The organism is Acinetobacter kanungonis (assembly GCF_009939195.1).
Taxonomy (GTDB): Bacteria; Pseudomonadota; Gammaproteobacteria; order Pseudomonadales; family Moraxellaceae; genus Acinetobacter; species Acinetobacter kanungonis.
In genome coordinates, this window is sequence record NZ_JAACKC010000007.1 from 1 (window position 1) to 13,822 (window position 13,822).

At 42.0% G+C, this 13,822-nt stretch carries 14 protein-coding genes; 5 read left to right on the forward strand and 9 right to left on the reverse strand.

Going from position 1 to position 13,822, the window contains the following annotated elements:
* Positions 1–481: thiolase family protein (locus tag GWK51_RS13005; protein ID WP_456236804.1), on the forward strand; the 481-nt coding region annotated here is incomplete at its 5' end.
* A 62-nt stretch (positions 482–543) separates the two neighbouring features.
* Entirely contained in the window at positions 544–1,320 is a 777-nt protein-coding gene (pcaD, locus tag GWK51_RS13010) for a 3-oxoadipate enol-lactonase (RefSeq protein WP_161934040.1), read from the forward strand.
* A gap of 82 nt (positions 1,321–1,402) precedes the next feature.
* On the opposite strand, the gene GWK51_RS13015 is transcribed toward pcaD, so the two are convergent.
* Positions 1,403–2,629 carry a CaiB/BaiF CoA transferase family protein gene (locus GWK51_RS13015; RefSeq protein ID WP_161934041.1) on the reverse strand — a complete coding sequence of 409 codons (1,227 nt, stop codon included), beginning with the start codon at positions 2,627–2,629 and terminating at the stop codon, positions 1,403–1,405.
* Positions 2,630–2,738: 109 nt separating this feature from the next.
* Positions 2,739–3,953, reverse strand: coding sequence for an acyl-CoA dehydrogenase (locus tag GWK51_RS13020; protein WP_161934042.1), 1,215 nt, complete (start codon positions 3,951–3,953; stop codon positions 2,739–2,741).
* A 227-nt stretch (positions 3,954–4,180) separates the two neighbouring features.
* On the opposite strand from GWK51_RS13020, the gene GWK51_RS13025 reads away from it, so the two are divergent.
* Together GWK51_RS13025 and GWK51_RS13030 are read left to right on the forward strand one after the other, a co-directional pair.
* On the forward strand, positions 4,181–5,149 hold the full coding sequence (locus GWK51_RS13025) for a LysR substrate-binding domain-containing protein (RefSeq protein WP_161934135.1): 969 nt from the start codon (positions 4,181–4,183) through the stop codon (positions 5,147–5,149).
* 9 nt (positions 5,150–5,158) lie between these two features.
* Positions 5,159–5,857 carry an SIR2 family NAD-dependent protein deacylase gene (locus GWK51_RS13030; protein ID WP_161934043.1) on the forward strand — a complete coding sequence of 233 codons (699 nt, stop codon included), beginning with the start codon at positions 5,159–5,161 and terminating at the stop codon, positions 5,855–5,857.
* A gap of 52 nt (positions 5,858–5,909) precedes the next feature.
* On the opposite strand, the gene GWK51_RS13035 is transcribed toward GWK51_RS13030, so the two are convergent.
* Genes GWK51_RS13035 through GWK51_RS13045 form a run of 3 tightly spaced genes read right to left on the reverse strand, consistent with a single transcriptional unit; the run spans position 5,910 to position 7,903 of the window.
* On the reverse strand, positions 5,910–6,689 hold the full coding sequence (locus GWK51_RS13035) for a glutathione S-transferase N-terminal domain-containing protein (RefSeq protein ID WP_161934044.1): 780 nt from the start codon (positions 6,687–6,689) through the stop codon (positions 5,910–5,912).
* Positions 6,690–6,713: 24 nt separating this feature from the next.
* The gene (gene rraA, locus GWK51_RS13040; protein ID WP_161934045.1) at positions 6,714–7,226 is read right to left on the reverse strand and encodes a ribonuclease E activity regulator RraA; all 513 of its coding nucleotides are present in this window, start codon (positions 7,224–7,226) and stop codon (positions 6,714–6,716) included.
* An 11-nt stretch (positions 7,227–7,237) separates the two neighbouring features.
* The gene (locus tag GWK51_RS13045; RefSeq protein WP_161934046.1) at positions 7,238–7,903 is read right to left on the reverse strand and encodes an NAD(P)H-binding protein; all 666 of its coding nucleotides are present in this window, start codon (positions 7,901–7,903) and stop codon (positions 7,238–7,240) included.
* A 215-nt stretch (positions 7,904–8,118) separates the two neighbouring features.
* Here GWK51_RS13045 and rpsT point away from each other — a divergent pair, with 215 nt between their 5' ends.
* Positions 8,119–8,385, forward strand: coding sequence for a 30S ribosomal protein S20 (gene rpsT, locus GWK51_RS13050; protein WP_100242464.1), 267 nt, complete (start codon positions 8,119–8,121; stop codon positions 8,383–8,385).
* 125 nt (positions 8,386–8,510) lie between these two features.
* Here the strand turns inward: rpsT and GWK51_RS13055 are convergent, their stop codons facing one another.
* The 4 genes from GWK51_RS13055 to GWK51_RS13070 form a co-directional block, all read right to left on the reverse strand.
* Complete coding sequence (locus tag GWK51_RS13055; protein ID WP_161934047.1) at positions 8,511–11,204, reverse strand: M66 family metalloprotease; 2,694 nt, start codon at positions 11,202–11,204, stop codon at positions 8,511–8,513.
* A 189-nt stretch (positions 11,205–11,393) separates the two neighbouring features.
* Positions 11,394–12,128: a histidine phosphatase family protein gene (locus GWK51_RS13060; RefSeq protein WP_100242462.1), complete on the reverse strand. Its 735-nt coding sequence runs from the start codon at positions 12,126–12,128 to the stop codon at positions 11,394–11,396.
* 52 nt (positions 12,129–12,180) lie between these two features.
* Entirely contained in the window at positions 12,181–13,038 is an 858-nt protein-coding gene (locus GWK51_RS13065; protein WP_161934048.1) for a 3'(2'),5'-bisphosphate nucleotidase CysQ family protein, read from the reverse strand.
* Positions 13,039–13,226: 188 nt separating this feature from the next.
* Positions 13,227–13,664, reverse strand: a complete 438-nt coding sequence (locus GWK51_RS13070) for a BLUF domain-containing protein (RefSeq protein WP_216071774.1) — start codon at positions 13,662–13,664, stop codon at positions 13,227–13,229.
* Positions 13,665–13,822: the final 158 nt, after the last annotated feature.

Below are 13,822 nucleotides of genomic sequence, written 5' to 3' on the forward strand. Positions count from 1 at the left end.
CACAGCAGAAGGCACCGTCACAGCGGGAAACGCGTCAGGCATCAATGACGGTGCGGCTGCTGTACTGATTGCTTCAGAAGCAGCAATTGAACAGTATCAACTTAAACCGCGTGCCAAGATTATTGCTTCTACGGCAGTCGGTGTAGAACCGCGCATCATGGGCTTTGCTCCAGCACCTGCAATCAAGAAACTCCTCAAACAAGCCAATCTGACGATTGAGCAAATGGATGTGATTGAGCTGAATGAAGCTTTCGCTGCACAGGCACTTGCCGTCACGCGTGACCTCGGTTTAGCCGACGATACCATGCAAGTGAATCCAAATGGTGGTGCAATTGCGATTGGTCATCCACTCGGGGCTTCAGGTGCGCGTTTGGTGACGACAGCAATGAATCAATTGGAACAAACCGGTGGCACTTATGCCCTGTGTTCAATGTGTATCGGTGTCGGTCAAGGCATTGCGCTGATTATTCAGCGCGTTTAACAAATCATAACTATTTAAGATATTTCCCCTCCCTTTTTTAAAGGGAGGTCGGGAGGGATTTTATGCCAACATTTATTTCAAATGATGCAACCATCAATTATCAAACCTTTGGCGATGCCAGCAACCCTGCACTGGTATTTTCCAATTCATTAGGCACCAACTATGGCATGTGGCAGCAGCAGTTTAATGCTTTAAAGGATCAGTTCTTTGTGGTGTGTTATGACACGCGTGGTCATGGTGCTTCATCGACGCCCACAGGTCCGTACAGCCTGCAGCAGTTGGGCGAAGATGTGATTCAGTTGCTGGATCATTTACAGATTGCAAAAGCCTCCTTCTGTGGAATTTCTATGGGTGGCTTAACTGGTCAATGGCTGGCAATTCATTATCCAGAGCGTTTTAGCCATGTGGTGGTGTGCAATACCGCAGCCAAAATTGGTCAGGAACAGGCGTGGCTGGATCGTGCGGCATTGGTCCAAGCCCAAGGTTTACAACCGATCGCAGATACCGCAGCATCGCGATGGTTCACAGCTCCCTTTATCCAAAGTCATGCTGCAGTGGTGTCTCATCTTCAAAACGACTTGGCAGCTGGCAGCGCCGAAGGTTATGCCAACTGTTGTGCGGCTTTGGCTAAAGCGGATGTGCGAGAGCAACTGAAACATATTACTGTGCCCGTGTTAATTGTTGTGGGTCAGCAAGACCCTGTGACTACCGTGGCAGATGCGCAGTTTATGCAGAATCAGATTCCGAATAGTCAATTGGTAGAAATTGATGCTTCGCATATTTCTAATGTGGAGCAGCCTCTAGTGTTTAATCAAGCCCTGCAACAGTTTCTTGTTTAATCTTGACATAAAAAAGCCTCAGCAAATCTGAGGCTTTTTTATCTAAAATCGGAAATCCGTTGAAGCAAATGCTTTTTAATGCTTAGGCTATTTTAACTTCAATCACACCAATTGCCTTTAACCGCTGTAATTCATGTTCCGATTTAAATTGAGACAATACAGACAAAGTATGTTCTCCCAATTGCGGCGGTGCATGATGATATTCCACAGGTGTTTCTGATAATTTAATCGGTGAACCAATCATCTGAAACTCTGGATTAAGCGGATGTTGTATATTTACCACCATTTCCCGATGTTGAATCTGCGGCTCTTGTAAAGCTTCAGCAACAGAATTGATTAACCCAACAGGCACTTTAAAGGCATGAATCGCACTTACCCATGACTCAGCATTTTGCTGTAAAAAATGCGCGGATAATAATTCAATCAACGCTTCACGGTGACGAACTCGATCTTGATTACGATTAAAACGCCCATCCTCTAGTAATGAGGTATAACCAATTGCGATACAAAAATCTTTAAATTGCTTATCGTTACCACACGCCACAATAAACTCTTGGTCTTTTGCATAAAAAGTTTGATATGGAACAATATTCGGATGGCTATTGCCCATACGCTTTGGTGATACACCTGTGGTCAAATAATTCATGCCTTGATTGGCTAAACCAGCGACCTGAACATCTAACAATGACAAATCAATGTGCTGCCCTCGTCCAATCTGGTGACGAGCCAATAGTGCAGCCTGAATTGCAATCGTGGCATATAAACCCGTTTGAAGATCCACCACAGCGACACCCACCTTTTGTGCACCACGCCCCGAACTTTCTTCTTCACCTGTGATACTCATCAATCCAGACATGCCTTGAATGATAAAGTCATACCCCGGTTCAGCCGCACGTGGTCCTGTTTGCCCAAAACCTGTGATCGAGCAATACACCAGATTTGGGTTAAGCGCACTCAAAGTCTCATAATCCAATCCATATTTCTGTAACGAACCCGCTTTATAGTTTTCAATGACTACATCAGCCGTTTTGACCATTTCATGCAAAATGGCTTGTCCCTCTGAACGTGTAATATCAATCGCAACCGAATATTTATTTCTATTTGCAGATTGGTAATAACCCGACTCACGAGTAGGCTGACCCTGAGCATCACGCATCCACGGCGGTCCCCACATACGTGTGTCATCACCACATTGTGGTCGCTCAATTTTAATCACTTCAGCGCCCAAATCAGCCAGAATTTGCCCACACCATGGGCCCGCCAAGACACGACTCAAATCCAAAACACGGATTCCCTTTAACGCTCCCATTATGTGCTCCTTAATCCTGCATCTTCATTTACTTTTAATTTTTTAAGACAAACTTGCCCTCAAGATGCTCTTACGAGCATCCTGTTTTGAGCAAAAGGAAGTTTTTAAATTAGAATGCCGCAAGTCCTGTCTGCGCACGACCAAGAATCAGTGCGTGCACATCATGAGTTCCTTCATACGTATTCACGACTTCTAAATTCACCAGATGACGAGCAACACCGAATTCATCACTGATACCGTTACCACCCATCATGTCCCGGGCTAAACGAGCAATGTCTAAAGCCTTACCACAGTTATTACGCTTGATGAGAGAAGTTCCTTCAACCGAAGCAATTCCTTCATCTTTCATACGTCCAAAACGTAATGCAACTTGTAAACCTAAAGCAATTTCAGTTTGCATATCCGCCAATTTTTTCTGAATAAGTTGGGTTGCCGCTAAAGGACGACCAAATTGTTTACGGTCCATCGTATATTGACGTGCGGTATGCCAACAGAACTCTGCTGCGCCCATCGCACCCCAAGCAATGCCGTAACGAGCGCTATTTAAGCAGGTAAATGGACCTTTTAAGCCACGAATTTCAGGGAAAGCATTTTCTTCTGGTACGAATACGTTATCCATCACAATTTCACCCGTGATTGATGCACGTAAACCAACTTTGCCATGAATTGCTGGTGCTGAAAGCCCTTCCCAACCTTTTTCTAAAATAAAGCCGCGAATGTCACCAACATTGCCTTCTTCAGACACTTCTTTCGCCCAAACTACAAACACATCTGCGATTGGACTATTGGTAATCCACATTTTGGCACCCGATAAACGATAACCACCTGCAACTTTTTTAGCACGTGTGATCATACTTCCTGGGTCTGAACCATGATCAGGCTCAGTCAAACCGAAGCAACCAATGTACTCACCGGATGCTAGTTTTGGTAAATATTGCTGTTTTTGTTGCTCTGTACCAAATTCATAAATGGGCACCATCACCAAAGAACTTTGTACGCTTGCCATAGAACGGTAGCCTGAATCCACACGTTCAATTTCACGCGCAATTAAGCCATAACTCACATAATTTAAACCCGCGCCACCATATTGTTCTGGAATCGTTGGGCCTAATAGGCCAAGCTCGCCCATCTCACGGAAAATACTAGGATCAGTTCGTTCATGACGAAACTGCTCCAATACACGTGGCATCAACTGTTCCTGACAATACGCATTCGCCGCATCACGAATCATGCGTTCTTCTTCAGTCAGTTGCTGTTCAATTAAAAATGGATCTTTCCAATCAAATTGTACACGTGTCGCTTTTGTATTCACCATTTGGTTCATTGCATCCTCTGCTAGGTCTTGTTATCTGTATTGATGCTATGCTGGAAAAACAAATAATTCAAACGATGAATTCGCATGCAGATATGCTTAAATCACATATCTTATTTCATGTTCACATATTTATAAGGTTATAAAGTGGTAAAAAATATATTCCTGCGCTATTTTGAGATTATCTGAACGGCGTGTTTTATGCTGTTTTAAAATATCCTAATGATCCAGCCATGAGTATGAGAAGAAAAATTCCATCCATGCAGAGCCTGCTCTGCTTCGAATCTGCGGCCAAACATGCCAGTTACACGCATGCCTCGCAAGAACTATCGATGACCCAAAGTGCCATCTCGCGTCAAATCCAGCAATTGGAAGATTTTTTAGACATTCAACTGTTTACCCGTACCCGACATGGCATGGAACTGACTGTTGCGGGAGCGCAATACTATGACGTGATAAAGCCCTATTTAATTGGCTTAGAAAAAGCCACACAGGAAGTTATGTCGCATAAGGGTTTAGGTGGTACGCTCAAGCTCGGGGTCGTTCCGACCTTTGCGACACGTTGGTTACTCCCGAAATTACACGTCTTTAATGCACGTTATCCCGAAATCACCATTCACTTAGAGACCAGCACCAAACCTTTTTTGTTTAATGAGCAAATGTTTGATGCAGCCATATATGCAGGTACTGAGCAACAAATTCATCATTGGCCTGGCATCCAAACCCATTTTTTAATGCAGGAAGATGTTGTTGCAGTTTGTTCTCCAGCGCTGATTGAGAAATACTTTCCTAATGCCCAAAAACTAAGTCCACACAATTATGATTTAACTCCAGATCAAATTGCACAACTGCCCTTATTACAGCAAACCACACGCCCGACGATCTGGCAGGAATGGTTTGAAGCTCATCACATCCAACATGCGAAAGCCGATGTAGGTCAGCGCCATGAATTGTTCTCCATGCTCGCTGTTGCAGCATCGCATTCCATGGGTGTTGCGTTAATTCCTCAAATGCTGATTGAACAAGAACTCCATCATCAAGCGCTTGCAATTGCCAGCAATAGTCTATTACCAAGCAATCGTGCTTATTATTTAGTTCATTCGAATCAGCAACCTTCACCAATTTTGAATAAATTTGTTGATTGGATACAACATGAAGTAAAGTCAATTTCAGTCATGAATGCCGATTCGGCTCAAGCAATACGATGAGGGAATGCTATGCAAAACTTAGTGGTATTTTCAGGTGCAGGCATGAGTGCTGAAAGTGGCATTCAAACCTTTCGTGATCATGATGGTCTTTGGGAAAATTATAATATTGAAGATGTTGCCACACCTGAAGCATGGGCAAGAAATCCGCAATTGGTTCAAGACTTTTATAATCAACGTCGCAAGCATATTTTACAAGCTCAGCCAAATCGTGCACATCAACTAATTGCTCAATTACAACAGCACTATCATATCAATGTCATTACGCAAAACATCGATGATTTACATGAGCGTGCAGGGAGTGACAATGTCTTGCATTTACATGGCAATATTCGCCTTGCCAAAAGTTCTGGACCAAATGCTGAATATTCAACAGAATTTTATCCAATACAAGGTTGGGAACTTAATTTAGAAAAGAATCTTTGCCCCGAGGGCTATCCACTCCGCCCACATGTGGTCTGGTTTGGTGAGGCCGTACCCGCCTATGCAGAAGCACAAGAAATTGTGCAACAAGCAGATATTTTTATTGTGATTGGTTCCAGCTTGGAAGTTTATCCCGTTGCAGGATTAATTCATGAAATTCCACAGTACTGTCAGGCATATTATATTGACCCCAAAGCGCATCGACCAAGTATGCCCACACAGTATCAACTTATTGCAAAAACGGCGACAGAAGGCATGCAACAATTATTTGATGTGTTAACAGCTTAAATAAGCACTCGAAATACATCCAAATGATTCCGAGGCTCGTTTTATTTCAATCCTACGCACCGTATTGCTGTTTCAGATATTTCACAATTTTTGCCGATTCAAACATCTTCACTTGCGTGTTTGGATCGACCAGATATGGAACTTGAATATCACGCCCCATCAGTTCGACCACCTTTTCACGCTTGCCTTCTTTAATTGGAATATATTTGCCGGGTTTCAAGCGTAATACCGCAGGTCCCATATCTTGCCAGCGCTCTTTGGCAACATTATGAAAGACAAACGGCAATTCGAGTTCAGTCAGTACCCCACGCACCACACGTGTAAATGGACTGGCTTCAAAGCCCCATAATTCAAGCATTTGTTCAGGTGCTGCACGATCAATAATTCTTTTATCAATCCAAACACCCCGCGCGCCATTAATCAACGTTCCTGCCAAAGCCACCACAGGCAACTTTGGATAATGTGCAAATTTTTTTGGAGTCTTGCCTGTACGCCCATAATGTTTAAACAGATGATGAATAATCTGCTGTGACTCATACATGTGCGTCGACGTATTTTCATCAATCAAGAATGGAAACTGCGTTTTCCCACCTTGTTGTTTTACAATTTGACGATACTTGTTTCCACCTTTTGGACAAGGATAAACCTCATAATCCAAATTAAGTAAAGTTAAAACTTCTCGCACACGGCGACAAAATGGCGAACCTTCAAATTCATAGAGTTTTAATGCTTTCTCAGGTTGTTTGGGAAAGGCTGTACCCGACACACCTCGACCACCTTCAGCCAAAGAAGAAGCCAAGGCTTGAATGACTTTAATTTGATGGTTCACCATATATTGTCCTTTTTCTCGTTCGTCTTATAATTCGACCAATTGTTCTTTAGCCACCACAATGCCGTTGTTGTCGGCATAAATATAATCACCAGATTGGATGGTCACACCACCAAAATAAAGTGGAATATCTGTTTCGCCTATGCCTTTACGATTACTTTTTTGTGGAATTGCAGCCAATGCATGCACACCCAAATCTAGTACTGCAATTGCGTCTACATCACGCACACAACCATAAATAATCACCCCATTCCAGTGATGATTCACAGCAGATTCAGCAATCAAGTCTCCCATAAGTGCACAGCGCATTGACGCACCACCATCGACCACAAGAACTTTACCTGTACCGTCCGTCGCCAATAACTCTTTCACACGGGAGTTATCTTCAAAACACTTTACAGTCACCACTTGACCACCAAAGCTTTTACGTGCGCCATAGCTTTTAAAGAATTTACCATCCATTGATGGCGTCACCACCTGAAGTTCTTTTTCAGGATTATCATCCAGTAAATCACAAGTTACAAAAGGTACAGTTGCCACTTCTCTCTCCATTATTTGGCTTTTTGTATGCGTAAATTATCATAAATTTCAAACTTTTCAGTTTGAGATTGGGCTGCCACGACCATAGTATGAGCCACTTGTTCTGCGGTCACTGGCTTATATTTAAAAGAATCAGGCACTAAATGCGACATCTTCTGATATAAACGTTGCGTTGCACCTTCTAACACGCGCTGTTCAGATCGCTCACCCAATAAGAGTGAGGGTTGCAGTATAGAGGTCTTGTACAACGCCAACTCTCGAATATGCTGTTCAAGCTCACCTTTCACCCGATTATAGAAAATCGGCGATTTTGCATTGGCTCCCAGTGCACTCACCAACAGATAATGGATTTCTCTTTCTTCCAACAAATCGGCAAAGTGCGCATTAATTTCATAATCAATATTATAAAACTGTGCTTTAGACCCTGCTTTTTTCAACGTTGAGCCTAAACAGCTAAACGCATGAGTATGACCTTGGATATCTTCATCATTGAGCATTAAAAAATCTTCAAGCACAAATTGATGCACTTTTTCCTTCTGACTTAATTGCACATCATAATGCCGTACGACTGCCGTAATTTGTTCGCAACTGGCTAATTCATTTAATTGTTTTATTAAGGCTCGACCAACTAAACCTGTTGCGCCAATCACTATTGCCTTTTGAATCGGATTTATCATTTTTTGATCATTCTCCATGATTTATTAGTAATCTAACGTTTTCTTTAACATTTTTCTGCATCTAAAATGTTGTCAAAGCATGTCAAGACTTGACTTCGTAGTCGTGTTTAATCAAAATATGGCACTTGTTTACGGGCTGGTGATAGTTCTGCTGATGTTGGTTTTCAGTTTGAATTGCAGCCCGCCCAGACCAATCTAATTCAAGGAGTGCACGAGTGGCAAACTCTGCTCAAGCAAAAAAACGTGCTCGTCAAAACGTTAAAGCACGTAAACACAACGCAAGCTTGCGTTCTATGGTTCGTACTTACATCAAACGCACAGTAGCTGCTATCGCTGCTGGTGACCACACTGTTGCTACAGAAGCTTACAAAAAAGCTGTTCCTGTAATCGACCGTATGGCTGATAAAGGCATCATCCATAAGAACAAAGCTGCTCGTCATAAGAGCCGTTTAAATGCACAAGTTAAAGCTTTAGCTAACTAATTTGCTGTATTGAAAAAAGCCCATCAGGGCTTTTTTTACGTCTGTAGATTTATCTCCAACCTGTTCCATTCAAATATTTCACCAACTAAAGCCCCTCCACCAAGCATTGTGAAGGAGCCATCAGCTTAATTTGCCAGTACAGCCAAATTCTTTGGTTTTAAATAAGATAAAATAAGATTGTTATTTGGAACCAGCATGCTCCACTTTTGGTTTGCTCCATTGGTACATGAGTAACGAATCAAATCAGCACGATTATCCACCAAATAGCCTTTATTCAAGTCAAAACACTGACTTCCCTGACGAATCGACTGGGTATCGGCCATCATGCTCCAAATCTGACTGCTTGACTGCGTTGAACACGTCGCCAGTGTAATTTTATTGCCACTACCATTACTGGTTAAACATTGATCCATAGCCCATTTACTATGAATACGCCCTAAAGCATCTAAAATCCATTTTTCGGAGTCATCTCCTGTACAAGCTGTTGGACCACTAATATAAGGGTTATATTGACCTGCTGCAGTTTTCTCTACTTTTAAGCAATTGGTTTTATTCAACAAGGTACTTTGCTGATTCAATAGAGTATCCGTTTCCAAACCCAATTGCTGAATAAATGCCGCCAATGCTGTTTCTGCATCCGTCTTTTCGGCTACCAAATCTTGAGCGTACACATTCATCCAGCGATTTAAACGATAAATTTTTTGCTGCTGGCTTTCGTACAGCGCAAGCACTTGCTGTGCGGGAACAGAGAGTTCTGCTCGATTGTTTCGATATGCATCATACAAGAGCTGCTCATTCGCAGACAAAGCCACGATTGCTTGCCCACTTTGCGCAAGCAATGCCTGCTCTAGGCTTAGAAGCTCGACTTTGCGTAAAGCTGCATAACCATTTTCACGACCAATTTTTACTGCTGGCTGAATTGCATCGGTATATGTTGGGATATCGATACTGGATAACAACTTTTCAGCTTCATTTGTCTTTTTACAATATAAATCAACATGCTGAGGCTGATCTGAAATCGCAAGATTGACATGCAATTTATTGGCAGGGCTGTTCGTGGCATCCATGCGATTTGGCGCCAATGCAATGGTTTGACTACCATTTACTGAAACCACCTTTAACCAACATGCGGCTTGTGTTGCAGTCGTAGTGACTTCAGGTAGAGTAAATACATTGCCCCAGTTACTCCGCGCAGCAGGATACAATAGACCTACCTGATTTACGGGATCATATCCACCCAAAATGGTATATACAGGCACACCAAATAAGCGTGGCTTGAGATAATTCCCATCCGCTCGGTTATACCAAACTTTACTAGAACTTGGCACTCGAGGTTGTGCAACTTCCATCTTTCGCGTGGTGGCATTCCATTTTAAATAACCTGTGCTCGAATTTGCATCCCACATATAGCGGTTAAAGTGTGGTTGTATCTTGGTTGATGTACTATATCCCGTATGATGGGTATAACGTGAAATTGAGCTAGCCGTTGCACCGCCCGCCATAGCATCCCAACCATAAGGATAAAGTTTTAGAAAATTTGGCACACCATTCGCACCATCACCCAAACTGGTAGATTTCCAATTTAAATTACCGCGCATTTTATCGCGAAATGAAATATAGCCCCAGCCACTGTCCGCATGATGTGCTGACCAGAAATAATTGGTCGGCTGACCTTCAACCGATACCGAACCAGGATAATGCCCCAAGCCATAATGATGTCCAATCTCATGACTAAACTCATTGCCAACTGAATCAATTAGCGTCAGCATGCCATTGCCACCGCTTAAACCATGGGTTTGATCACCATTGCTATATTTGCCACGCGCATGATGTACAATCACACTTTCGGTTAGCTGAGGTTGCTCTTGACTCGCCATGGAGGCACTGGTCACACCCCAATTGGCTAAATTAATACCTACACTAAAAGTAGATTTTGCTACATTTTCTCGCATATCCCCCGAATAAACACCACCCTCTACAGCACTATTGGTGTCATAAATCGTACCATTAGCGACCATCACTCGACTAAGTTTCATATCATCGTATTTAGCGACGGTCATTTCCGCAGCAGGAATGGTTTGGAAGTAATCTGTACCTGCCTTTTCAGGCTCAAGCAACATATAGTGTCCTGTAGAAATAGGCGGATCAGTTAGTAAACCAAGTCGGATATTGTTTAAAACCAATTCACCTGGCGGTGCAAAATCAATTTGTGACTCTAATAATTCACCTGTACGCCCACTTCCATCAATCAATTTAAGCTTCAGCCCAGATTGAATTTCATCCCAATTTAGCTTAGTCGACCAAGCTCGTTTGCTATACAAGACTTGCGGACGTTGGTCTTGATTACTTTGATCTGAAAGTGGAATTTGCGATGGATCATTTAATTTTACACGGCGCACCAATAATCCATCTTGATAGATCTCAAGCTCAAGCTGCTGCACATCCCCCATTTCAGCCGTCGGGGTAACTAATAGTAAAGCTTCCCGCTCCGATGTCAGTCGAGGCATATTTTTCGCCTCATTTCCACTAGGATCAACCACATGTGCCTGTGCAAATTGCACCATAGCTTGTAATGTTCCCGTTAAATCGGAACGGATTACACGCGTTGAAGAATTCGCATCATAATCATAAAAACCCAGCGTCTCCTCATCCAGTACATCTTTGCTTGGTTCAGGGTACAAGGGCTGGTTTGGCGTGGTATCTATAGATGAATCAGGATTTGAAGTACCTCCACTAGTAGAATCCCCACCGCCGCCACCGCAGGCTGTTAATAAAATAGAAGCAACACAAACACTTAAAATGTGCAAAGGGTAATTCATCACACTTTTCAAAAAAATCCCCAATTGTTATTAATTTAGATAGGTAAATGTAAAATAAATCATTTAAAAACATGATGTTATTTAAATTATGATATATTATATTTTTATATAATACAAAAAATTAAGAATAATGAAGGACATACTTGCTTATCACAAATATAAAAAATAAAACCTTAGCTGGTTATTATTTTAATGATGCTGTTTAAACTGCCGAATATTGAGTTCATGCAATTCGCCACGCCAAATCCATTTGAGTTTCGAATCTAAAAATTCATCACCTTCAAACCAGACAAATAAACCTTCCATCATTTGTGGCCAATCTTCTTGTGTAATCACATTACGACCAGAAATCACCGCAAGAATAGCCGCAATAATCGTATCGTGACTTACCGCCAAACTTAAACCGCTATGCTGCTGGGGATGGGTGTTATAAATCAGCTCCAGCACATCTACCACCCCATGAATCGGATGCTTCATTCCAGGCAATGCATTATTCACAAAGCTATTAATAAAGCCCAATGCACCTTGTTCACGAAAATAAGGACCTGCCTGCTTAATATCCAAAACAAAACTACCAGGCTCAACCAGCAAGCCTTGTTGCACAATCTCAATATGATGGGTATTACTTTGCTGACTCATAGAATCTGCACCCTGAATCATCAGGGCTGCGGTATCGACACAGCGTTGAATAGGACTAGAAATACAATGCTGAATAATACGGTCGGTTTGACCAATCAGATGTGCTCCCCATGCCTGAGCCAAATCTCTACCTTGAGAAGTCAATTGTAAATCATAACCCGCTAAGCCCTGCCCACTCACCATCTCGCGTAGAGAATGTCGCGTGAACAATGTAACTGGCGTGCTGGTATCAGGCAATAAATCGATTGCTTTGAGCATACTGCGCGGGAGTCTTTCTAATGCCATGATATCTTCATAGTTTTTGGGTATTTACACTGTACCATTTTAACCTGTTTGCCTAATGCTTGCTCAACATTCTTGCCAATACTTCTAAAGCCAATACCTGCATTTCAGCCGTTCGGTAGGCAATAAAACCCTTATTCAGCAAACTATCACGCTGATTATATAAAAATGGACGTCCCTTAAAGTCTACGAGTCCACCACCAATGCGCTCAAGCAAACATTGCCCTGCACTGGTGTCCCACTCACTGGTGGGATGAAATCGCGGATAAATATCAATCTTATGTTCCAGCATCATACAGAACTTGTAAGCACTTCCTGCCTTAAACACACTGTATTCCGTGATGCTTTCTAAGACTTGCAGATACTCATGATATTGACCTTTTTGCTGTGAACTTTGACTAAGGCCTATCTTAACCGTATCTGTTTGTTGATGTTCTGAACTATAGATAAACCATTGTTGAGTCTTTATATCCAATTTCAGCGGCATGCCTTGAATTGGACAGATATACATCGATTGCTCGCCAGGAATCGCTAGAATGGCAAATACGGTCTGTGCACCATCTACCAAGCTTAAATTAATCGTGAATTCAGGTCGCTGATGTAAAAATTCTTTGGTGCCATCCAGTGGATCAAGCAACCAGAAACGTTGCCATTGCTGACGTAGACTATACTCACCTTCTTCCGACAACAATGGAATATCAGGACTATAGTCCGCCAAAGCCTGTGTAATAAATTGATTGGCTCTAAAGTCTGCTTGCGTGACAGGCGATGCATCATGCTTATGTTCAATATTAAAATGTTCACCTGAACAATATTGCTGAAATTCCTGATTCAGGATTTCACATGCCTGCGTCATCATTGGAACCAGTTGCAAGATCATTGCATCTTGCGGTTCATCTGTTTTTATAAACATAAATCGCCTTTAATAAGCATCTTCAAGAAATGCTGATTTATTACATGTCGCACAGTATTTTCTTTCCTGCACTGAGTTACTTCATTGCAATTCGTTTCTATATTTCATCATACGCTTTGTAATGCTAAATTGCACAACCCTAAGTCTCAATCGTATTACTCAGGAATGTGAAAATACACAGAGTCCTGTTAAGTATAATATTCCCACGCATTCTGCTGTGCCAAAAGCTTGATGAAAGGCCCTATGGTTCTTGCAGTCAATAAAGTCGGATTAAATTCTTCGGCATACTGCTGTTGGAAGAAGGCCCTGATACTCGGGTTAATTGGCGCAAACTTCATTGCCCACTCAGGAAATAAGCGCTCAACCTGCTCTTCAAAATACAGAATCTGACACCCCTTATGCCGTGGGTCTTTTAAAATGCGGTCAAAGTACAAATTACTGACTTTAGATTTCTCACCCTCTAGACATTGAACAAAATATCCATTGCCATAACACAGCACTCCAGTAATTTCATGCGAAGCATTATGATCAACAGAGGTCGCTAAAATATTCATTAATTCAGGCTTAAATACATCATCATTCTGAGTAAATTTACTTACATAAAGCAGCCGTACACATCCCACCATGATCAATATTACCTATAATTATCATTAAAATAGATTTAAATACTTAATAATCAGTTTAATTATTTTACCAAAAGGTAATTTATCACTATGCCGCATTTCCCTAAACTAGGCAATTCCACCAATGGACTGCATCAATTGACTCTCAAATCTCAATACGT

What these genes read in the sequence shown, in the direction of transcription:
- pcaD (WP_161934040.1), top strand. Translation starts at nt 544, where the DNA reads ATGCCAACATTTATTTCAAATGATGCAACCATCAATTATCAAACCTTT.
- GWK51_RS13015 (WP_161934041.1), bottom strand. Translation starts at nt 2,629, where the DNA reads ATGGGAGCGTTAAAGGGAATCCGTGTTTTGGATTTGAGTCGTGTCTTG.
- GWK51_RS13020 (WP_161934042.1), bottom strand. Translation starts at nt 3,953, where the DNA reads ATGAACCAAATGGTGAATACAAAAGCGACACGTGTACAATTTGATTGG.
- GWK51_RS13025 (WP_161934135.1), top strand. Translation starts at nt 4,181, where the DNA reads ATGAGAAGAAAAATTCCATCCATGCAGAGCCTGCTCTGCTTCGAATCT.
- GWK51_RS13030 (WP_161934043.1), top strand. Translation starts at nt 5,159, where the DNA reads ATGCAAAACTTAGTGGTATTTTCAGGTGCAGGCATGAGTGCTGAAAGT.
- GWK51_RS13035 (WP_161934044.1), bottom strand. Translation starts at nt 6,689, where the DNA reads ATGGTGAACCATCAAATTAAAGTCATTCAAGCCTTGGCTTCTTCTTTG.
- GWK51_RS13045 (WP_161934046.1), bottom strand. Translation starts at nt 7,903, where the DNA reads ATGATAAATCCGATTCAAAAGGCAATAGTGATTGGCGCAACAGGTTTA.
- GWK51_RS13055 (WP_161934047.1), bottom strand. Translation starts at nt 11,204, where the DNA reads ATGAATTACCCTTTGCACATTTTAAGTGTTTGTGTTGCTTCTATTTTA.
- GWK51_RS13060 (WP_100242462.1), bottom strand. Translation starts at nt 12,128, where the DNA reads ATGGCATTAGAAAGACTCCCGCGCAGTATGCTCAAAGCAATCGATTTA.
- GWK51_RS13065 (WP_161934048.1), bottom strand. Translation starts at nt 13,038, where the DNA reads ATGTTTATAAAAACAGATGAACCGCAAGATGCAATGATCTTGCAACTG.
- GWK51_RS13070 (WP_216071774.1), bottom strand. Translation starts at nt 13,664, where the DNA reads ATGGTGGGATGTGTACGGCTGCTTTATGTAAGTAAATTTACTCAGAAT.